Source organism: Longispora albida DSM 44784 (genome assembly GCF_000379825.1).
GTDB lineage: Bacteria > Actinomycetota > Actinomycetes > Mycobacteriales > Micromonosporaceae > Longispora > Longispora albida.
In genome coordinates this window covers 54,568-75,846 of the sequence record NZ_KB903815.1, presented here as the reverse complement: position 1 = coordinate 75,846, position 21,279 = coordinate 54,568, and the positions used below count along the sequence as shown (strand labels likewise).

13 protein-coding genes are annotated in these 21,279 nt (G+C 69.4%); 9 read left to right on the top strand and 4 right to left on the bottom strand.

Translation table 11 applies throughout. The features are described 5' to 3' along the window. The first annotated feature begins 9 nt into the window (after positions 1–9). Positions 10–1,578 (top strand): helix-turn-helix domain-containing protein, encoded by a 1,569-nt coding sequence (locus tag A3G1_RS0108520; RefSeq protein ID WP_083936818.1) that lies wholly within the window; start codon positions 10–12, stop codon positions 1,576–1,578. Positions 1,579–1,600: 22 nt separating this feature from the next. Next, the gene (locus A3G1_RS0108515; RefSeq protein ID WP_018349054.1) at positions 1,601–2,059 is read left to right on the top strand and encodes a PPC domain-containing DNA-binding protein; all 459 of its coding nucleotides are present in this window, start codon (positions 1,601–1,603) and stop codon (positions 2,057–2,059) included. Positions 2,060–2,113: 54 nt separating this feature from the next. On the opposite strand, the gene A3G1_RS0108510 is transcribed toward A3G1_RS0108515, so the two are convergent. The 4 genes from A3G1_RS0108510 to A3G1_RS0108495 are packed head-to-tail and all read right to left on the bottom strand — an operon-like array spanning position 2,114 to position 7,611. Next, positions 2,114–4,501: an endo-beta-N-acetylglucosaminidase gene (locus A3G1_RS0108510; protein WP_026211936.1), complete on the bottom strand. Its 2,388-nt coding sequence runs from the start codon at positions 4,499–4,501 to the stop codon at positions 2,114–2,116. Continuing rightward, the gene (locus A3G1_RS0108505; protein WP_018349052.1) at positions 4,498–5,325 is read right to left on the bottom strand and encodes a carbohydrate ABC transporter permease; all 828 of its coding nucleotides are present in this window, start codon (positions 5,323–5,325) and stop codon (positions 4,498–4,500) included. Before A3G1_RS0108505 ends, A3G1_RS0108510 begins: the two co-directional genes overlap by 4 nt. Positions 5,326–5,356: 31 nt before the next feature. Continuing rightward, positions 5,357–6,295 carry a carbohydrate ABC transporter permease gene (locus A3G1_RS0108500; protein WP_018349051.1) on the bottom strand — a complete coding sequence of 313 codons (939 nt, stop codon included), beginning with the start codon at positions 6,293–6,295 and terminating at the stop codon, positions 5,357–5,359. 8 nt (positions 6,296–6,303) lie between these two features. Beyond that, positions 6,304–7,611, bottom strand: coding sequence for an ABC transporter substrate-binding protein (locus tag A3G1_RS0108495; protein ID WP_018349050.1), 1,308 nt, complete (start codon positions 7,609–7,611; stop codon positions 6,304–6,306). A 194-nt stretch (positions 7,612–7,805) separates the two neighbouring features. Here A3G1_RS0108495 and A3G1_RS33900 point away from each other — a divergent pair, with 194 nt between their 5' ends. The 7 genes from A3G1_RS33900 (at position 7,806) to A3G1_RS33890 (ending at position 21,041) form a co-directional block, all read left to right on the top strand. Continuing rightward, positions 7,806–9,734 (top strand): endo-beta-N-acetylglucosaminidase, encoded by a 1,929-nt coding sequence (locus tag A3G1_RS33900; RefSeq protein ID WP_157641011.1) that lies wholly within the window; start codon positions 7,806–7,808, stop codon positions 9,732–9,734. Between the two features lie 35 nt (positions 9,735–9,769). Beyond that, positions 9,770–12,835, top strand: a complete 3,066-nt coding sequence (locus A3G1_RS0108485) for a UvrD-helicase domain-containing protein (protein ID WP_040477921.1) — start codon at positions 9,770–9,772, stop codon at positions 12,833–12,835. A gap of 80 nt (positions 12,836–12,915) precedes the next feature. Then, on the top strand, positions 12,916–13,758 hold the full coding sequence (locus tag A3G1_RS38310; protein ID WP_018349047.1) for an LppU/SCO3897 family protein: 843 nt from the start codon (positions 12,916–12,918) through the stop codon (positions 13,756–13,758). A 139-nt stretch (positions 13,759–13,897) separates the two neighbouring features. Beyond that, positions 13,898–17,950, top strand: a complete 4,053-nt coding sequence (locus A3G1_RS0108475) for a glycoside hydrolase family 38 N-terminal domain-containing protein (protein WP_018349046.1) — start codon at positions 13,898–13,900, stop codon at positions 17,948–17,950. Continuing rightward, on the top strand, positions 17,947–18,663 hold the full coding sequence (locus A3G1_RS0108470; RefSeq protein WP_018349045.1) for a DUF7158 domain-containing protein: 717 nt from the start codon (positions 17,947–17,949) through the stop codon (positions 18,661–18,663). Before A3G1_RS0108475 ends, A3G1_RS0108470 begins: the two co-directional genes overlap by 4 nt. Positions 18,664–18,689: 26 nt before the next feature. Beyond that, positions 18,690–19,589, top strand: a complete 900-nt coding sequence (locus A3G1_RS0108465) for an ROK family protein (RefSeq protein ID WP_018349044.1) — start codon at positions 18,690–18,692, stop codon at positions 19,587–19,589. Between the two features lie 42 nt (positions 19,590–19,631). Next, positions 19,632–21,041 carry a glycoside hydrolase family 18 protein gene (locus tag A3G1_RS33890; RefSeq protein ID WP_018349043.1) on the top strand — a complete coding sequence of 470 codons (1,410 nt, stop codon included), beginning with the start codon at positions 19,632–19,634 and terminating at the stop codon, positions 21,039–21,041. Positions 21,042–21,279: the final 238 nt, after the last annotated feature.

Genomic DNA, 21,279 nt, shown 5'->3' with positions numbered 1-21,279 from the left:
GACAGGCACATGGAAACCTTTGGGCAAGCCCTCCGCCGGATCCGGCGCGAGCGGAGCCTGTCCCTGCGGGCACTGGCGCTGCGGGCCCGGTTCGACTTCAGCTACCTGGGCCAGATCGAGCGCGGCGCGCGCTGGCCTTCCCCTGAAGTCGCGGCCGGCTGTGACACGGCCCTGGGTACTGGGGGTGCTCTGGCGGGAATCTACGCCCGGGAGCAGCAGGCCCGCGATGGCTTGAGGCTCGCACAGCGTCAGCCCACACCAGCCCACACCCAGCACCTGGGTTCTGACCTGTGGACATCCCTGGCTGTGCCTACATTGGGCACGCTGATCAACCAGGGAGGCGAAGACGTGAACCGCCGTGGCTTTCTCGTCAACACCACCCTCGCCGCAGGCGGGCTGGCGTCGCTGCCGTTCAGCCACCCCGGTCACGCCGCCGACCACAGCGGCTATGGCCGCGAGCTGACCCTGATCGGCCCGGCCGGGAAAATGTTCACCGGGTCAGCAGTCTCCGCCCTGGCGTTCCCCGCCAGCGACGGCGATCGGATCCTGGCCGCCGTCCCCGAGGGCCTGGCCGGCGGCCGGTTCCTCCGCCGTCCCCAGCGCGGCCTCGTCGTCGGCATCACCACCAGCGAGGACGGGCCGAAGATGTACGCCCTCGACAGCCGCCAGGCCCGCCGCCGCCTCATCCACGCCGCCCCCGGCGCCCAGCTGATCATCCCGCCCGCCTACGTCCTCGACGACGTGACCCTTGGCCTGGTGTGGGCCGTGGCGAACCTCGACGACGCGCTCCTCGGCGACGACACACTCCTCACCGACTGCCAGCGTCAGCTCGCCGGATACGAAACCCTCAACCGGTCCGCCGCCGGCCGCGAATCTGCGGCTGACCTCGCTGCGGTGTCGCAGGCATGGCTCGGGTCGGACTTCTGCGCCCGGTACATCCTCCGCCACACCGAAGCCCTCACCGCGCTGCCGTCGTTCTGGACCCGGGAACAGCGCGGAGAGGAAGCCAGCACCTGGCTGCTGTTCACCCACAAGTACGCCTACCTCCAGGCCGTCACTGGCCGCTTCGCTGCCACCGGCGAGCAGGTCACCCGCTCGTTCTGCATCCCGCCTGAGCAGGTCACCACCTCCCCCGCACCAGAGCGGGTACTGCTCCTGCTTGCCGCAGCCCTCATGGAGTCCTTCGGTATCCGGGTCGAGGTGACCGCCGCGCCGGAGTACACCGCCGTCGAGGGGTTCGTCAGCGACGGGCGGCACGCGATCCTCGCCAACTGGGTCGGCGGCGACAGCCTCTGGCACGTCGATGTCACTACCAGCCGCCCTGTCCTGCGCGAGTACGCCGATGCCACCGGCCACACCACCGCGCACTCTGTCATCACCGCCAGCGACCCGGCCCGCAGGCTACGGTCCCTGGCCGCCTACCTCGACCTGAACTGGGCCACGGTCACCATCCGCTGCGCACAGCTCGCCGACTACGGTCTCGCCGGGCTCACCCAGCCCCGCAGCCGCCTCATGGCCCTCACCGGAGCCGAACGGGCCTGCGAGTACCTCGCAGACCTCCAGCACCACACCTACTAGCCCCAGCCACAGAGGACACAACGTGCGCAGTCACGAGCTCACCATCGGACGGACCATCGGTGTCACCTTCGACCACGGCGATGACTTCTTCACCGCCCTCGCCGACGCCTGCCGCGCCCACAAAATCCGCCAGGGCTATATTCCGTCCTTCATCGCAGGCTTCTCCGAAGCCCGCATCGTCGGCACCTGCGACAAACTCGACAACCCGGCAGCGCCCGTCTGGTCAGCCGTCTATCTCACCAACGCCGAAGCCTTCGGTGGTGGCACCCTCGCCTATGACCCCGAATCCGACACCGTCCAGCCTCACATCCACATCGCCGTCGGCCTCAAAGAACGCTCCGCCACCGGCCTCACCAGCCACCTCCTCAGCGCACAGGTCCAATTCCTCACCGAAATGATCATCGTCGAAGTACTCGAACCCCAGATGCGCCGCGTCCGCCAGCCCGACCTCTACGACGTCCCACTCCTGCGGTTTGGCTGACCTGCTTGGGAGAGCCGCCCTCGGGAGAGGGCAGCTCACCCAAGCCCAACTAGCTCAGGTGCCCCAGGCTTCGAGTTCGTAGATTCGGGTGGCTTGGTCGGTGGTTTGGGTTGGGGTGGTGATGTTGAGGCGGATGTAGCGGGCTGTTGTGGTGACCGGGTGTGTCGTTGTGCTGGCTGTGTTGGCGGTGACTGTGACGGCCGTGGTCCACGGGTCTGTTGTGGAGGATCGGGTCTGGATGGTGAAGGCCCGGGTGTTCCAGGATGTCGACTCGCCGCCGGCGCCGGCGTGTTTGACGATGAACTGGTTCAGGGTGCGGGCCGAGCCGAGGTCGACTTCGAGCCACTTGGCCGAGGCGAGTGAGCACCACTTGTCGGTGTTGCCGCCGGTCACGCTGCCGTTGACGGCCTTGACGGCTGACTCGTTCGAGTTGCAGGGTGTGGAGCTGGTGGCCGGGCGGTTCAGGGCGAGGTTGGTGGAGGTGGGGGTACCGCTCCACGGGACCGTGGTTGTGGCGGCCGTGGAGCGGGTGGCCGTCGCGGAGACCGACTCGACTTCGAGGGTTGTGCTGGTTTCGGTGCCGGCCCGGTCGAGCTTGGGTACGAAGTAGGCGTCGTTGGTGGTGCCGCCGAGGTACGTCCGGGTGTTGTCCGGGTTGCGGCGGTAGACGTTGTAGTGGTGGGCGCCGGTGACCGGGGACCACGACACGCGGAGCTGCTTGGTCGTCGTGGAGACGTCGGTGGTGCCGTCGACCGTGAAGGTGGCCGGGGCCGGCGTGGTGGCCGTCGCGTTGCGGACGGAGAGCTGGCCGACCTTGACGTTGACGGTACCGGCGGCGGCCTGGAAGCCGAGCTGCGCGATCGTCTTGCCGGCGTAGGCGGACAGGTCGAGCGTCTTGGTTTCCCAGCCGGTACCGGTGGTGGAGCCCAGCGGCAGGTGCGTGAAGGTATTCGGGGCGTCCGTGAAGGAGACGGAGGCTGAGAGGTTCGTGGCGCCAGCGGTTGCCGTCTTGAGGGTGACGGCGAGCTGGGTCGTGGCGGAGACGGGCAGCGCCGTCTGGTACAGGCGAATGGTGTTGGTGGCCGAGATCGAACCGGACAGTGAGAGGGACGATCCGCCGTTGTAGGCGTCGGTGAAGTCGAGGCGTGGCGTGAGTTTCGTGCCGGTGGACGACACCAGCCAGCGGTAGGTCGGCAGGACGTCCTGGACGGCGAGGTTGTTCCAGCCGCCGGTGTTCGTGATCTGGCCGTCGACGGCGTAGATGCTGCCCTGGCCGGTGTTGAAGCTGGTGGTGAAGGGTAGCGAGGTGACGGGTGTCGACTCGGCGATGTAGGTGGACAGGCCCTTCCACGAGCTGGAGGTCGTGGTGTTGGACGGGTCGCCGTTCGCGCCGGTCCAGTAGCGGGCGTCGCGGGTCATGAAGTCGTCACGGTTGGCGGACGACTTCCAGGTCCACTCTGGACGGTAGATGCCGAGTGAGGTGACGTGTGGCTGGCCGGAGGGGAAGAGGCCGGACCAGTTGACGCTGCTGTTGTAGCCGTTGGCCTCGGTGTCGATGCCGGTCGCGAGGTCGAACTCGCTGCGGCCGAGGGCGCGGGCGTTGGTCCGGGAGGATGTCAGGTCGGACGACGACCAGTTGAAGTTCAGGAACATCGAGTCGGAGACCCGCGAGGAACCTTCCTGGAGGAACGAGTCGTTGCTGCTGTTCAGCGCGTCCTGCCAGGAGATGCCGCCGGATTCGACCATCGAGTCGTACCACATGAACTCGGTCGGCGAGGTCCGCGCGTACTTCATGAAGTCGCGCAGCGACGTCGACAGCGCCGCGTCTCCGCCGGCCGTCTCCTGGTTGATGAACCAGCCGTCGAAGCCGTAGTGCTGGGCGACCTGGTTGAGCTTGTCGGCGACCGGGTACCGCGTGCCGGACTTCACGACGAAGTCGCGGACCCACTGGATCTGGCCGCCGTACGCGGTGGGCGGGAAGAACACCGTCCCGTACACCTTCACGCCGTTGCGGTGCGCCGCGTCGATCACTGTCGCGTTCGGGGCGAGGATCAGGCCCTCGCCGGCCGAGCCGCCCCAGAAGACGAGCGTGTCGACGTACTGCCAGTAGCCGAACGCGTAGTAGCTCTCGGCCAGTGAACCCTGCGAGGGGTTGTTGGAAGTCGGCCCGAACGAGACGAGGGAGGCGACCTTGCCCTCTCCAGCCCTGGCGTTCGTGTTGGCTTTCAGTGCGGCGTTCTGGGTGCGGGGTTGCATTGGTACCCGGGAACGGTTGAACCTGGCGTCCGGGTCGGTGGCCGGATCCCAGGTGAGAATGGTGTTCGGGTACCAGTAGGAGGCGTACGGCTGGGGTGCCGGAGCTGCGGAAACAGCGGGGGCTGCTGCTGCCGGTACCGATAGAAGTGACGTTGCGGCGAGTGCTGCCGCGACCAGAAGTCTCATCCTTTGAGTGCTCCTTCTCCGAGGCCCTTGAAAAAGAATCGCTGGAGCGAGAAGAACAGGGCCAGCAGCGGGAGCACCGAGATCATGGTGCCGGCCGCGACCAGCCGCTGGTCGTTGGAGAACGTGCCGGACAGGTACTGCAGGCCAACAGTGAGGGTGTACTTGTCCGGGTCGGACAGAATGATCAGCGGCCAGAGGAAGTCGTCCCAGGCCGCCATGAAGGACAGCAGGGCCACGACGGCCAGTGTCCCCTTCACGCTGGGCAGCGCGACCCGGCGGAACCGCTGCCAGGCGTGTGCCCCGTCCACCACCGCGGCCTCCTCCACCTCGCGGGGCAGGGCGAGGAAGGCGTTGCGCAGCAGCAGGACGTTGATCGCACCGGCGCAGCCCGGCAGCCACACCCCAGTGAGGGTGTCCGCGAGGCCCATTGAGCGCACGGTGAGGAACATCGAGATCAGGACAGCCTCGCCGGGGATGAGCAGCGTGGCGAGGAAGGCCCAGGTGGCCAGCCTGCGGCCCCGGAAGGTGAACCGGGCGAGCGCGTAGCCGCCCATCGCGGCGAACAGGCAGTTGCTGACGACGGAGGCCACGCCGACGAGCAGGGAGTTGATCGCGTATCGCCAGACGGGCACGATCTCGCCGACCTTCACGTAGTTGTCCAGCGTCGGATCGGACGGCAGGAACTGCGGCGGGTAGGTGTAGATGTCCTCGGCCGGCGACTTGAGCGACGTGGCCAGCTGCCACGCGAACGGGCCGATCGAGATCAAAAAAACCAGGACCAGCAACAGGTAACGCAGCACGATCTCGCTGCGGCTCGCCCTCATGCCACAACCTCCACTGTGTACCCGGTGAGCCTCACGCCCGGTCCTCCGTCCGGTTGAGCCGCAACAGCAGCAGGGAGAAGCCGAGCGTGATGACGAAGAGCACCAGTGACAGCGCCGAGGCGTACCCGACGGAGCCGTCCAGCCCCCGGCCGACCATCTGGATCAGGAACACGAGGGTGATGGACTGCTGCCCGGGGCCCCCGGAGCCGTTGGACATCACGTAGAGCTCGGTGAACACCCGGAACGCCGAGATCGCCGACAGGGTGCCGACCAGGATCATGGTGGAGCGCAGCGCCGGTACGGTGACGCTGCGGAACCGGCGGACGGCCCCCGCGCCGTCCAGGGCTGCCGCCTCGTGGAGTTCCTTCGGAACGTTGGCCAGGGCTGCCAGGTAGATCACCATGTAGTAGCCGAGGCCCTTCCACACGGTCACCGCCATCGTGGAGAAGAGCAGGAGCTGCGCGTCGGTGAGGAACCCGACCGGCTCGTTGACCCACCTCATCGACTCCAGGAAGCCGTTGACGAGCCCCTGCGTGCCGAGCGCCCACGACCAGACCAGCCCGACCACGACGGCCGAGGCGACGACCGGCGTGTAGAAGGTGGCCCGGAAGAACGCGATGCCCGGGATCTGCTTGGCGACCAGCAGCGCGAGGAACAACGGCAGCAGCACCATGAGCGGCACGACGACGACCATGAACAACGTGCTGTTGCGGACGGCCAGCCAGAACTGGCCGTCGCCCGTCATCTCCCGGTAGTTCGCCAGGCCGGTGAACTCGCCGCCGCCCAGGGGCGTGGCGTTGGTGAAGGACAGCACGACCGTGTTCACGAACGGGAACAGCGAGAAGAGGACAGTGACGGCCAGCGGGACGACGAGGAACAGCCACGGCGTCCACCACCGGTGCCTCTGTACCGTGCGTGCCCGCCGGGCCCGGGTGGTTACCCGGGCCCGGCGAGTACTGGCGCGTTGCAACACGATGGTCAGCCGGCCAGCAGCTTGTTGCAGTCCTCGGCGGCGGTGTCCAGCGCCTCCTTGGCTGACTTCTGGCCGAGCATCGCCAGCCCGACCTCCCGGTCGAACACCTTGCTCATCCGGTCGGAGAACTGCGCGGGCGTGTAGCTGACCGCCTCCTTGATCTGCTTGCTCATCTCGATCCGGTACTTCTCCTCGTCGGCGTTCTTGTCGGCGCGCGGGGTGGAGAAGAACGGGTCCTCATAGGACTTCGGGGTACTCGGGAAGATGGTGACGATCTTCGCGAACTTCGCCTGGTTCTCGGGGTTGGTCACGAAGTGGCCGAACTCCAGCGCCGTCCGCTTGTTCTTCGACTTCGCGTTCACCGACAGGCCGAGGATGTACATGTTGCTGTGGCCGGTGTTGGTGAGCTGCGGGGCGATGGCCACGTTCGGGTACAGGCTCGGCGCGTTCTGCTTGATCTCGGTGAGGAAGCTGGCCGAGCCCGGTACGAGAGCGATCTTGCCGGCCAGGAAGTCGGTGTTGGACTTGGCCCCGTCGCGGGTAAGCGCGTCCGGCGGCATCGCGCCGGCCTTGAACAGGTCGACGTAGTCCTGGAGCGCCTTCACACCCTCCGGGGTGTTGAAGGTGAACTTGGTGCCCTCGTCGTTCATCACCTTCACGCCGTGCAGCGCGAGGTCGACCAGGCCGGGCTTGGCCGACAGCGCCCAGATCTTCCCCCCGCTGTTCTGGGAGATCTTCATGCCGAACTCCTTGAACTCGGTGAAGGTCTTCGGCACCTGCTCGCCGGACATCCCGGCCTGCTGGAGGAGTGACTTGTTGACGAAGTTGCCGCCGGTCGTCAGGTACCAGGGGAAGCCGTAGCTGCCGCCCTTGCCCGGGATCTCGTACGCCTTCCACGAGCCGGCCGTGTAGTCGTCCTTCGCCTTCGGCATGGCTTCGGCGATGTTGACCAGCAGCCCCTGCCTGCTCATCGGCAGCGCGTTGTCGGCGCCGATGTTCACGACGTCGGGCAGGGTCCCGGCAGCCGCGTCGGCGAGGATCTTCTGCTGGTAGCCGTCCGGCGGCAGGTCGATCCACTTCACCGTCGTGCCGGGGTACTTCTTCTGGAAGTCGTCGATCATGCCCTGGATGTAGTCGGTGAACTTCGGTTTGAGGGACAGGGTGAGGAAGCTGACCTCGCCCTTGACCTCGCCGCCGATCGGCGTCCCGCCATCTTTCTTTTCGCCGCCGAGGCCGCACCCGGCCAGGGCGAGCGCGGTCGTGGCGAGCGCGGCGATCAGGCGGATCCGGGTCCGGTGCTTGTGGCTGCCCACTGGTGAACTCCCCACTCTGGTTGTCCGTGGGTGGCAACCTAGAGCCGGAATGACAACGATGTCAAGAGATGCTCATCGTTATGGCAGAGCAGAGGCACAGCGGGATATTCCCATATGGCGGAACCCTTGCGATCGAGATGACAACGTTGCCACGATGGACCATCCATACAGGACTTCAATCCAAGGGGGTCGAAGTGGCAACGGTCAGTCGGCGGGCGCTCCTCCTCACCGGAGCTGCCGGCACCGCAGCGGCACTACTCCCCGGTCAGCCCGGCCAGGCGCGGGCCGGGACAGGCACCGGACAGCCCTGGGCGTCCAACTGGTTCCCCGCCGACGTGCTGGGCTGGTCGCCGGGTGGTGATCCCGACGCGCCCTTCAACCGGAGCACGACCCCGCTGGCCCGCCGGATCACCGACCGGCACACCACGGCCAACCCTGAGGCCAGGCCCCGCCGGATCATGGGCCTGTCCGTCTTCGCCCCCACCGACGGCAACCCGGCGCAGGGCAGCGCGCAGTTCGACTACTACACCAGCGAGTTCTGGCAGTACATCGACCGGGTGATCTTCTGGGGCGGCTCGGCGAGCGAGGGCCTGATCCTCGCGCCGAACCCGACCGTCACCGACGCGGCCCACCGCAACGGCGTGCCCGTCTACGGCACGGTCTTCTTCCCGCCGAACGTCTACGGCGGGAACATCGACTGGGTCCGGCAGCTCGTCGTCAGGGACGCGCTCGGCCGGTTCCCGGTCGCGGCCAAGCTCGCGGAGATCGCGGCACACCACGGCTTCGAGGGCTGGTTCATCAACCAGGAGACCGACGGGGCCGACGCGGCGCTCGCCGAGCAGATGAGGCTCTTCGCCGTCGAGCTGAAGAAAAAGACCCAGGTCATCTGGTACGACGCGATGAACGTGACCGGTGCCGTCGGCTGGCGCGGCAGGCTCGACGCGCTCAACGCCCCGTACTTCGCGACCTCGGACACCATGTTCGTCGACTTCCGCTGGGACTTCCCGGACCTGCCGTCCTCCGCCGAGTACGCGCGGGGCATGCGGCGTGACCCTTCCGACCTGTTCGCGGCGGTCGACACCGGCTGGCGGCAGTTCAAGGTGCAGCTCGACTTCGACGCGGTGTGGGGCGACTGCGGGCTGTCGGTCGGGCTCTACCGGCCGGACTTCACGCTGACCAGCATCGACGACAAGACGCAGTACGAGGCGCGCGAGTCGCGGTTCTGGGTCGGCGCGGACGGCGACCCCTCGACATCGACGGCGGACCACGAGGGCTGGCGGGGCGTGTCGGCCAAGGTCGCCGAGTCCACTGTGGTGACCGGGCTGCCGTTCAGCTCGACGTTCAACACCGGGCACGGGCGGCTGTGGGCCGACCGGGGGCGGGTCTGGCAGCGCGGCGACTGGAACAACCTGACGGCCCAGGACATCCTGCCGACGTGGCGCTGGCTGGTCGGCGGGTCACCGCTCACGGTCGCGTACGACTACACGACGGCGTGGCACGGCGGCTCGTCACTCAGGATCAGTGGCCAGCTCGGGGAGCGGGCGACCCTGCCGCTGTACGCGACGCGGTTGCGCGTGCAGCCGGGTACGCGGCTGGCCGTCACGGTGCAGGGGAGTGCCCGGCTGGCCGGCCTCGTGCGGTTCCTGGACGCGCCGGACGTGGACGTCGAGGTGCCGCTGCGTCCCGTACGGAACCCGGCGGGCTTCACCTTCGACCCCGAGCCCGGCGACGTGATCGCGGAGGAGCCGGAGGAGGACGAGGACAGCGGCTGGCGTACCTGGGCCGCCGACCTGTCCCGGCACACCGGCCGGACGCTGGTCCGGGCCGGGATCGCGATCAGGCCGGCCGGTGCGCCGGGTGACGTCACCCTGCGGCTCGGCCGGTTCGCGCTGGACCTGCCGGGCACGGGCACGGGGACCCGCCGCCGCGTACCGGTCACGAAGGTCGAGCGGTTCGGCGCGGCGGCGCGGGTGCAGTGGCGGGGCGGCGCGGGCCGGTACGAGATCCAGGCTGTGGAAATGAGCGGGAATCGCACCTGGCTGGGGTGTACGACGGCGAATGCCTTCTATGCCTGGGCTGTGCCGTCTGGTGCGCGGATCGAGGTTTGGCGAATGAGTCAGTGAATCCGGCGTGCCCGCTGCGCGCAGGCGTGGCGGGCATGCCAGGATGGGCTGCCGTGGGAGAGACGAATCCGCAGGGCCGGTTCTACGCCGACCTGCACATCCATTCCAAGTACTCCCGTGCCTGCTCCAAGGACTGTGACCTGGAGAATCTCTCCTGGTACGCCCGGCGCAAGGGCATCGGCCTGGTCGGCACCGGAGACTTCACCCACCCCGCCTGGTACGAGCACCTGAGGGAGAACCTGGTCGAGGCCGAGCCCGGCCTCCACGTCCTCCGGCCGGACCTCGGGTCGGCGATCAACCAGCGGCTGCCGAAGAACCTGCGCGGCCAGACCCGCTTCATGCTCTCCGTAGAGATCTCGACGATCTACAAGCGGGGCGACAAGACGCGCAAGGTGCACCACCTGATCTACATGCCGGACCTGGAGGCGGCCGCCCGGTTCAACGCGGCGCTCGGCCGGATCGGCAACCTGGGCTCCGACGGCCGCCCGATCCTCGGCCTCGACTCCCGCGACCTGCTGGAGATCACCCTCGAAGCCAGCCCGGACGGCTACCTGGTCCCCGCGCACATCTGGACGCCGTGGTTCTCCGCGCTCGGTTCGAAGTCGGGCTTCGACGCCATCGCCGACTGCTACGCGGACCTGGCCGACCACGTGTTCGCGGTCGAGACCGGCCTGTCGAGCGACCCGGAGATGAACTCGCGGGTGTCCTCACTGGACAGGTACACCCTGGTCAGCAACTCCGACGCCCACTCGCCGCCCATGCTCGGCCGCGAGGCGACGGCCTTCTCCACCGGCTTCGACTACTTCGCGATCCGCGAGGCGCTCAAGACCAGGGACGGTTACGAGGGCACCCTGGAGTTCTTCCCGGAGGAAGGGAAGTACCACGCCGACGGGCACCGCAACTGCGACGTGGTGCTCGACCCTGCCGAGACGATCAAGCTGGGCGGCCGGTGCCCGAAGTGCGGCAAGCCGGTGACGGTCGGCGTGCTCAGCCGGATCGAGGCGCTCGCCGACCGGGCGGCAGCCCCCCTCTCACCGTCCACAAGCATCATTCCGCTGCCGGAGATCATCGGCGAGCTGTCCGGCGTCGGCCCGAAGAGCAAGACCGTCGCGACCAGGATCGACACGCTGGTGGCCGAGCTGGGGCCCGAGTTCGAGATCCTGACCAGCGTGCCGATCGAGGAGGTCACCAAGGCCGGCGGCGAGCTGCTGGGCGAGGCGATCGGGCGGCTGCGGCGGGGCGAGGTGCGGCGGGAGTCCGGCTACGACGGCGAGTACGGGAAGATCAAGCTCTTCGATCCCGAGGAGCTGAGGTCCGAGGCGACGCTGTTCGACGGGCTCTTCGAGAAGGTCGCGCCGAAGAAGAAGCCCAAGCGGCCCAAGCCGGCCCCGCAGCCGGCCTTCGACTTCGACCTCGAACCCGTCTCCGAGCCGCAGACCCCGGCGCGTGACCTGCCGGCCCCGTCCCCGCACGAGCCGATGGAACCCGTGCTGCTGGGCATGGAGGAAGTCGGTACCGGCCTGCTCGACCGGCTCGACGCGATGCAGCGGGTGGCAGCCTCCGCCTCGTCCGGCGCGATGCTGATCGTGGCCGGTCCGGGTACCGGCAAGACACGGACCCTGACCCACCGCATCGCGTACCTGGTCGCCGAGCTGGGCGTCGAACCGGAACAGTGCCTCGCGATCACCTTCACCCGGCGGGCGGCAGGCGAGCTCACCGAGCGGCTGCACGCCCTGCTGCCCGACCGCGCCGACCGGCTCACCGTCGGCACCTTCCACAGCCTCGGGCTGTCGATCCTGCGCGAGCACACCGGGCGGTTCGGGCTGCCGGAGAACTTCACGATCGCCGAGGATGCCGACCACGCCAGCGGTGTGGTCAGCATGGACGAGCTGATCAGCCTGCCGGTGGAGCTGCTGTCGGCGGATCCGGGGCTGGCCGACCGGTACCAGGCGCGGTGGCCGTGGATCTTCGTCGACGAGTACCAGGACGTGGACGAGCAGCAGTACAGGCTGCTGACGCTGCTGAGCCCGCCCGACGGGAACCTGTACGCGATCGGCGACCCCGACCAGGCGATCTACGCGTTCCGTGGCGCCGACGTGAAGTACTTCATGCGGTTCAGCGAGGACTTCCCGCAGGCCCGGACGGTCCGGCTGACCCGCAACTACCGCTCGGCTGCCCCGATCCTCGCTGCTGCCGTGCAGGCCATCGCGCCCGGCTCGCTCGTCCAGGGCCGCATCCTCGAACCGGCCCGCCGCGACACCGACGCCGAGCTCGTCGGCCTGTACTCGGCGGCCAGCGAGGCCGACGAGGCCGACCACGTCGTCCGGACCATCGAGGAACTGGTCGGCGGCTCGTCCCACCACGCGCTCGACTCCGGCCGGGCGTCCGGGCACTCCACCCTCGAACTGTCCTTCTCGGACATCGCCGTCCTCTACCGGACCGACGCCCAGGCCGCCATCCTGCTCGGCGCGCTCGAACGGGCCGGCATCCCGGTGCAGAAGCGCTCGCACAACCGGCTGACCGACCGGGCGGGCGTGAAGGCGATCGCGAAGGAGCTGCCCTTCCAGACCGGTACGGTCGCCGCCCGGATCCGGGCCGCCGCCGCCGCGCTGACCGGCGGCAGCCTGACCGGGGCCGGGCTGGACGCCGCCGACGTGCACACCGCCGTCGAGCTGCTGGCCCCGCTGGCCCGCCGGTGCGGTGACGACCTGGACCTCCTGCTGACCGAGCTGCGGACCGGGGCTGAGGTCGACGCGCTCGACCCGCGCGCCGACACTGTGACGCTGCTGACTCTGCACGCCGCCAAGGGCCTGGAGTTCCCTGTCGTGTTCCTGACTGGCTGCGAGGACGGCCTGCTCCCGCTGCGCTTCCCCGGCGCGGAGTGCGACGAGGCCGAGGAACGCCGCCTGTTCTTCGTGGGCATGACCAGGGCGCAGGATCGGCTGTACCTTTCGCACAGTCCCCGCAGGTACCGGCACGGTGCCGAGCGGGAGCTGCCGCCCAGCCCGTTCCTGTCCTCAGTAGATCCGTCCCTGCTCGCGCGGCGTGGCGCCGGCGTCACACGGCGTAAGCCCAAGGATCAGCAGCTTCGATTGCTGTAGCGCGGGGCAAGTATGGTGGTGCCGGGTTCGTTTCGCGGGTGGCACTGGCTCGGACCCCTTCACCCCTGAGGAGCACCACCATGTCGATGTACGGGCCGCAGCCCGGCGGGCAGCCAGGAGACCCCAACCAGCCCCAGTACGGGCAGCAGCCGAACGACCCGTTCGGCGCACCTCCGCAGCCCGCACCCGGCTACAACCCGCCGACGCAGCCGTACAACCCGCAGCAGCAGCCCGGGTACGGCCAGCCCGCCGACCCGTTCAGTACTCCGCCCGGGGGCCAGCAGCCGTACGGCCAGCCAGCCGACCCGTTCAGCGCGCCGCCCGCCGACCCGTACGCCGGTGGCCAGCAGCCCGGCTACGGCCAGCCCGGCTACACCCAGGCGTACCCGGCGCAGCCGATGTCCGGCCCGCCCATGTCGGGCCCGCCGATGCAGCCGTGGGGCCCGCCGCAGGCGGAGAAGAAGAGCAACGGCGGCCTGATCGCGCTGGTGATCGTCGCGGTGCTCGTGCTGTGCATCGGTGGTGGCATCGGCGGCTACTTCCTGCTCAAGGATGACGACCCGGTCACGCCGGTCGCCGACAAGACGACGTCGCAGTCGACTCCGGAGACGAGCAAGTCGTCCACCCCGAGCCCGACGCCGACCACGAAGAGCCCGACGCCGCGTGCCAGCACGTCCTCTTCGGACGCCGACGTCGCCCTGCGGTACACCCCGGTTGGGGTCTGCCTGCGTAACGACGGCACCAACGACGCCCCGAAGATGGTCAAGGTGACCTGCGGGACGGGCACGTACGAGGTGCTGAAGAACATCGCAGGCAAGGCCGACGGTGCCGCGTGCACCGGAGTGGCCGGCTACACCACGCACTACACGAGCAAGCACCCGGTCGAGGCGCTGAGCTTCACCCTCTGCCTCAAGCGGCGGTAGCCGCAGCAGTAAGCCACGGAGGGGCCGCCCGGTATCCGGGCGGCCCCTCCTGCTGTGTGCCGGCACCACCGTTCACATCGACACCAATTCATCTATGACAACGTTGCCATGAGCCCTGAGCGGCCCTTAGAGTGGCCGCATGCAGATCACCTCTGCCGAGTCCACCGACCTTTTTGTCGGGAGTGAGGCGGCCCCACGTCAGGTCCTGCGCGTCACGATCGTCCGGGACACCACCGAGAGCACGGCCCTGGAAGTCACCGGCGAGGCGAGCGGGGCGGCGGAGGTACCGCCGGGCGCCGGGGAGGTGACCGTCGAGGTCGGGCTGGAGACCAGCCAGGAGCGGGCAGCCCGGATCACGGTCCGGGCCGGCTCGGCCAGCCTCGACGGAATGTTTCACGTGGAACAACCCGGCTACACGATGCACATGATCTCGCACTTCCACTTCGACCCGGTCTGGTGGAACACGCAGGCCGCGTACACGAGCTCGTGGGAGTGGCTGGCCGGGGACGGCTCGACGCGGCCACTGTGGGAGCGCAACGCGTTCCACCTGGTCGACGCGCACATCGAGCACGCGCTGCGCGACCCGGACTACAAGTTCGTGCTGGCCGAGCTGGACTACCTCAAGCCGTTCTTCGACGTGTACCCGGAGCGCAAGCCCGTCCTCCGCGCCCTGGTCGACGCGGGCCGGGCCGAGCTGATGGGCGGGACGTACAACGAGCCGAGCACGAACCTGACCGGCGCCGAGGCCACGATCCGCAACATCGTCCACGGCGTCGGGTACCAGCGGGGCATCCTGCACGGCGACCCGCGCACCGCCTGGCAGCTGGACGTGTTCGGCCACGATCCGCAGTTCCCCGGCTATCTGGACGACGCCGGGCTGACCGGCAGCGCGTGGGCGCGTGGCCCGTTCCACCAGTGGGGGCCGATCCAGAAGAACTTCGGCGAGGCGAAGAACGACGCACGGGTGATGCAGTTCCCGAGCGAGTTCGAGTGGCTGTCGCCGAGCGGCCGTGGCGTGCTGACCCACTACATGCCCAACCACTACTCGGCGGGCTGGTGGATGGACTCCTCGCCCGACCTGGCGACCGCCGAGCAGGCCGTCTACCAGCTCTATCGCAATCTCAAGCCGGTCGCGGCGACCCGGCACATCCTGCTGCCCGTCGGCACGGACTACACCCGGCCCAACAAGTGGGTGACGGCGATCCAGCGGAGCTGGAACGAGCGGTACGTGTGGCCGAGGTTCGTGTGCAGCATCCCCAGGGACTTCCTCGACGGGGTGCGCGCCGAGCTGGACCGGCCGTCGCCGCAGACCAGGGACATGGGCCCGATCTACACGGGCAAGGACGTGTCCTACATCGACACCAAGCAGGCCCAGCGGGCTGGCGAGGTCGCGGTCACCGACGCCGAGAAGCTGTGCACGGTCGCCGCGCTGCACGGCCTCGGCCGGTACCCGGAGGCGGCGCTCGACAAGGCGTGGCGGCTGCTGGCCTACGGCGCGCACCATGACGCGATCACGGGTTCCGAGTCGGATCAGGTGTACATCGACCTGCTGGCGGGGTGGCGTGAGGCGCACGATCTCGCGGCTGAAGCGCGCGAACGGGCGCTGGAGGTCCTCACCGGGCAGATCGGGCTGGATGCCGAGTCCGCCGTCGTCACGAACACGCTGGGGTTCGACCGGACGGACCTGGTCCAGATCCGGACCGACAAGATCATTGAGGGTGTACCGTGCGTGTCCGAGCGCGGCACCCTGACCTTCCTGGCTTCGGATGTCCCGGCGCTGGGCTGGGCGTCGTGGCCGCTGACCGAGGGCGTCGCTCCGGGGTGGACGGCCGCCGAGGGCTGCACGATCACCAACGAGACGTACACGGTCACCGCGGACCCCGCCCGTGGCGGCGCGCTGTCCAGCATCCGGGCGCACGGCCGTGAGCTGCTGAAGGACGTGGGCAACGAGCTCCGGCTGTACGAGGAGTACCCGGCGCACCCCGACTTCGGCGAAGGCCCGTGGCACCTCGTGCCGTCGGGTGGCGTGGAGTCCTCCGCCGCGAGCCCGGCCCAGGTGCGCCGGGAGACCAGCCCGGCCGGCGAGCGGCTGGTCAGCACGGGCGAGTTCGGCGGGCTGCGGTACGAGCAGACGGTCACCCTGTGGCGCGGTCTCGACCGGGTGGACTGCTCGACGCGGATCACCGGGTACGCGAGCCAGGACAAGCTGCTCCGCGTGAAGTTCCCCGTGGACCTGCCGGGCGCGCTGCCGGTGTGCGAGGTGGCCTCGGCGGTGATCGGCCGGAGTTACGCGCTGCCGGACGTGGACGTGACCGAGGCGCCGTGGACGATGGACAACCCGGCGAACACGTGGTTCGGGCTCGGCTCGACGGCGCGGGCGGTGTTCCAGGACGGCACGGAGCGGGCGCTGGGCGTCGCCGAGGTCGTCGTGCCGGCCCTCGACCAGGCCCCCGAGGCCCGTGATCTGGTGATCGCGCTGGCCAGGGCCGGGGTGACGGCGACGACGGCGAGCGCTGACTGGTCGCGGTACGGCTGGCTCGACGTCGACTCCAACCTGCCCGACTTCCGGATCGTCCTCGGCGGCCCGGCCGTGAACCCGCTGGCCGCCGAGATCCTGGGCGAGCTGGATCCGGGGGATCACGCCGCCGTCTGGGTACCGGCGATGAAACCCCTGCCAGAGGTCTGGCAGCCGAATGCCGACCTGCGGGACGCACGTGCCCTTCCTGCCCTGATCGTCCTCCGTGACCTGGACGGGCTCATCGAGGACCTGGCCGACGCCCGCGTGGGTGCCGTCCTGCTCGGTGAGAACACCGAGCCGCTGGCCGACGCCACGGTCGCCCTGCTGACCTACGGCCTGCCCGGTTTCGCCGTCGACCCGGCCGGCGGCATGCATCTGTCGCTGATGCGGTCCTGCACGGGCTGGCCGTCCGGCGTGTGGCTGGACCCGCCGAAGCGCACCGCGCCCGACGGGTCGAGTTTCCAGCTCCAGCACTGGACGCACGAGTTCCGCTACGCGCTGGTGGCCGGGCCTGGCGACTGGCGGGCTTCCGCGTTGCCTGCCAGGGGTCAGGAGCACTCGGCGCCGCTGCTGCCGGTGCTGCGCCCGGCTCAGGAGGGCCGGTTCGGGCCGCGTGAGAGCTTCCTGCGGATCGAGCCGCAGCGTGAGGTGCTGTTGCAGGCCCTCAAGCCCACCGGGAACCCGATGGCCGAGGGCCTGGCCGCGACCGTCGACCCGGCGCGGAGCGTCACGCTGCGCCTCGCGGAGAGCACCGGCCTGGGTCGCGAGTACACGGTCGAGGGGCTGGGCCTGGGCGAGTTCCGCTCGGCGAACCTGCTGGAGCAGGACTCCGGCCCAGCATCGTCCACTCTGGATGGATTCGAGGTCGCGACCGTCTTGGGCCGCCCGGCCTCGGTGGATGGCGATGGGCCAGTGCTGGGCCGCCAGGCCGAGATCGCCCAGCCTGTCTTTTCCCGGTACTGGCTGCACAATCGCGGCCCAGCCCCGCTCGGCTACGCCCCGGTGACCATCACGGCCGGGCGCGACGGGGACGGCGTGACCGTGACGCTCACGAACCAGTACCAGGACTCGGCCGTCGAGGGCGTCGTCACCTTCGACGTGCCGGAAGGCTGGACAGTGAGCCCCGCACAGCGCGTGTACCGGATCGAGCCGGACGGCCACACCCAGTTCACGGTCGAGGTCACTCGCGACGGTGACGCCGGGAGCCTGCTCTTTCTGGCAGCCAGGACGGAGCACGCCGGTCAGGTGTTCGAGGACGTGGTGACCTTCTCGCCGGAGCCGCCGCCGGTGATCGAGAGCATCCCGGAGGACTGGACAGCCGCCCAGGGCACGCAGTCCGTGACGGGCCGCGACACCGGCCTCGGCCTCGGCGTACAGGCCAGCCACGTGGTGATCCGGCCGGGTACGACGAAACGGATCGGCCTCATGCTCGCGAACACGACCGGCAGCGAGATCCGGGGCGAGATCGAGCTGGTCTCGCCGTGGGGTACGTGGGAGTGGCTGCCAGAGCCGATCCGGGGCTTCACCGTACCGGCGGATCAGTCCACAGTGGTCACCTTCGACGTGTCGGTGCCCGAGGACGCGATGCCCGGTGAGTACTGGGCGATGGCCAAGGTGATGTGGTTCGGCCGGTGCCAGTACGCGCCGACGATCCGGCTGGAGGTCACCGGATGACGGTCATCGGTTACGTGGACGGCGCTCCCGTCCCGGTGAGGCTGCTCGACGTCCGGCTGGCCGAGCTGCGCGCCGCCCGGCCGCATGCCCTGCCGGTGCCGGAGAGCCCGGAGGGCAGGCAGTTCCGGCGGTGGACGGCGCAGGTACTCCTCACCGAGGCCCTGTGCGCCGGCTCCGACCTGAGCCTGGCCTCGCTGGCCCCGGTGCTGGACCAGGCCGGGGCGGTGGACTTCGGGTCGATCACGGCAGCGGCGTACGAGCGCTCCCCTGCCGTCCGGGCGGCGTTCGTGGCGCGGACAGCCGGGGTGACCGTGCCGGAGAGCGAGGTCGACCGGTACTGGGCGGCCACCGCACAGGACACACCCGAGCAGTGGACCCTGCGGCACCGGCTCAACGGGGGGCCGTGGGGGACACTCGGGCCTGCCCGGCTGGCCGAGCTGCCGCAGGCCGTCGCGGAGGAAGTCCAGAGCGGCAGAGGTACAGCTCGCGACGCGCTCGGCCTGCACGAGTTCACCGTGACCGCCCACCGGCCAGCCGAGCCCGCCGACGCCACCGCGCACCGGCCAGCCATCCGGGACCGTCTGCTCGCAGCAGCCCGCCGCCAGGCCTTCGCCCTGTGGCTGGACCAGGCCCGCGCGTCGCGGCTCGTCCTCGTACCGGGCTGCGAGCATCCTGGTGATCCGGGCCAGCCCGACAATCACCACAGGCACTGAGACTGACTGCATTGAGAGCGGAACACATGACCGAAGCGGTGATGGCACTGGACATCGGCGGCACGAAGCTGGCCGCCGGCCTGGTGGAACGGGACGGCACCGTGCGATCGGCAGTCACCTGCCCGACGCCGGCCACCCGGGATCCCGAGGAGGTGTTCGGCGCGGTTCTCGACCTGCTGGCGCCGTTCGAGGCCCCGGTGATCGGGATCGGGTCGGCCGGGCCGCTCGATCCGTTCCGGGGGACGGTGAGCCCGCTGAACATCCCGGCCTGGCGCGAGTTCCCGCTCACCGACCGGCTGCGGGCCGCGCGCGGTGCCGAGGTCGTCCTGGCCGGTGACGGGCACTGTTTCGCCCTGGGCGAGTACTGGCTGGGCGCGGGCAGGGGCAGTTCAGCCCTGCTCGGCATCGTCGTGTCCACCGGGGTCGGCGGCGGCCTGATCCTCGACGGGGGCGTGGTCCTCGGCCCGTCCGGCAACGCCGGGCACATCGGGCACGCGATCGTCTCCGCGGACGGTGTGGAGTGCGCGTGCGGCAGCCTGGACTGCGTCGAGGCCTACGCCTCCGGCCCCTCGATGGTCCGCTGGGCGAGCAGCCAGGGCTGGTCAGGCCGAAGCGGGCGTGAGCTCGCCACCTCCGCCCGCGAAGGGCATCCGGTGGCGCTCGCGGCCTTCGACCGGGGGGCGCGTGCGCTGGCGGCCGGCATCCTCAGCGCGGCGGCCATTGTGGACCTCGACCGGATCGTGATCGGCGGGGGCATCGCGGCTGCCGGGCCGCTGCTCTTCGACCCGCTGCAGTCGTGGCTGGCCAAGCTCACCGGGCTCGGTTTCCTCCAGGGCCTGGAGGTGCTGCCGGCCGCGCTGCCCGACGCGGGCGTGATCGGCGCGGCGGCCCTGGCGTACCAGGGATCGGCACAGCTAAATAGTTAAGACTATTGACAGTAGAGTCGCGGGGCGGCCAGGGTGGAGGCCATGCCAACCAAGAGAAGAAGGTCACTGGCCCTGGCTGGTACGACGCTGGTCGCCGCGCTGGTGTCGCTCCTGCCGGGCGCCCCGGCCCCCGCGTCCGCCGGAGACCAGAGCGGCGTGCCGAAGAAGGTCGTCACCGCCTACTTCGCCGACTGGGACGTCTACGGCAGGCAGTACTTCGTCAAGGACATCCCGGCGACCAAGCTGAACGTCATCCAGTACGCCTTCGGCTATCCCACCTTCGACCGGGCCACCGGTGCCGTCGGCTGCGCGCCGGTCGACCCGTGGGCCGACTACCAGCAGGTCTACTGGTCCGGGGAGAACACGGTCGACGGCGTCGCCGACAACTACCCCGACCAGCGGCTCTACGGCAACTTCAACCAGATCCGGAAACTGAAGGCCAAGTACCCGCACCTCAGGGTCGAGATCTCGCTCGGCGGCTGGACCAAGTCGACCTGGTTCTCCACGGTCGCCGCCACCCCCGAGCGCCGCAGGGCGTTCGTGAAGTCCTGTGTGGACACGTTCATCAAGGGTGACCTGCCGACCGGCGGCTGGCCGGAGAACGCGGGCGGACCCGGCGCGGCCAGGGGCGTGTTTGACGGAATCGACATCGACTGGGAGTACCCGACGGCGGTGGCGGGCGGCAACGTCGACCCGCGCCCGGAGGACCGGCGGAACGCGACGCTGCTCTTCGAGGAGTTCCGCAGGCAGCTCGACACACAGGGCAGGGCCGACAAGAAGCACTACCTGCTGACGGCGGCGCTGCCGGCCACAACCAAGTCCACCAAGTACTTCGAGCTGGCGAAGGTCTCGAAGATCCTGGACTGGGTCAACGTGATGACCTACGACTACACGGTCGGCGGCGACACGATCACCGGCCCGTCCTCGCCCTTCGGCTGGGACCCGCGCGACCCGAACTCCTCCGACCTCACATGGAACACGGTCGGCACGGTGGCCCAATACCTCACGCACGGCGTGCGGCCCGACAAGCTCGTCGTCGGCGTCCCGTTCTACGGCGTGCAGTTCCTCCGCACCAACGGCCTGTACCAGCCGCACGACAGCCGGGGCCTCGACCCGAACACGCTGCGCTGGGACTCCACACCGAACCCGGCGTACCGCGACGTCGCCAACGGCATCCCCGGCCTCACCAAGAGCCGCAACCCGCTCACCGGCGAGCCTTCGCTGTACGGGACGGCCGAGCACCAGCTCTGCGGGGCCTTCAATCCGGACGGTACGTGCAAGTCGCCCTACACCGAGGCGACCACCACGCTGATCACGTATACCGATCCGGAGTCGATCCGGTTGCGGGCCGGGCTGGTCCGGGCACTGGGCCTGCGCGGCCTGATGGCGTGGGAGCTGAGCCAGGACTCACCGGACTCCGCCCTGCTCAGCGAGATGGCGAAGATTCTCTGAACCCGGGAAGGACAGCGGCGCGCGGCCGGGAAACCGGTCGCGCGCCCTTTGTCAACGGCCGCTCACCAATTGCGCAATGGGTTCGGATAAGCGCTGGGCGGAACCCGCGAGGGTGCTCTGCTGGCGGTCAGGGCCTACGCTGGGTGTCTAGCCGCGAATGAGGAGGACACGGGTGGCCAGGGCGTTCAGGGTGGACCCGCGTGGGATCCTTGGCGCGCGCTATGCCGATCCGAGTTCC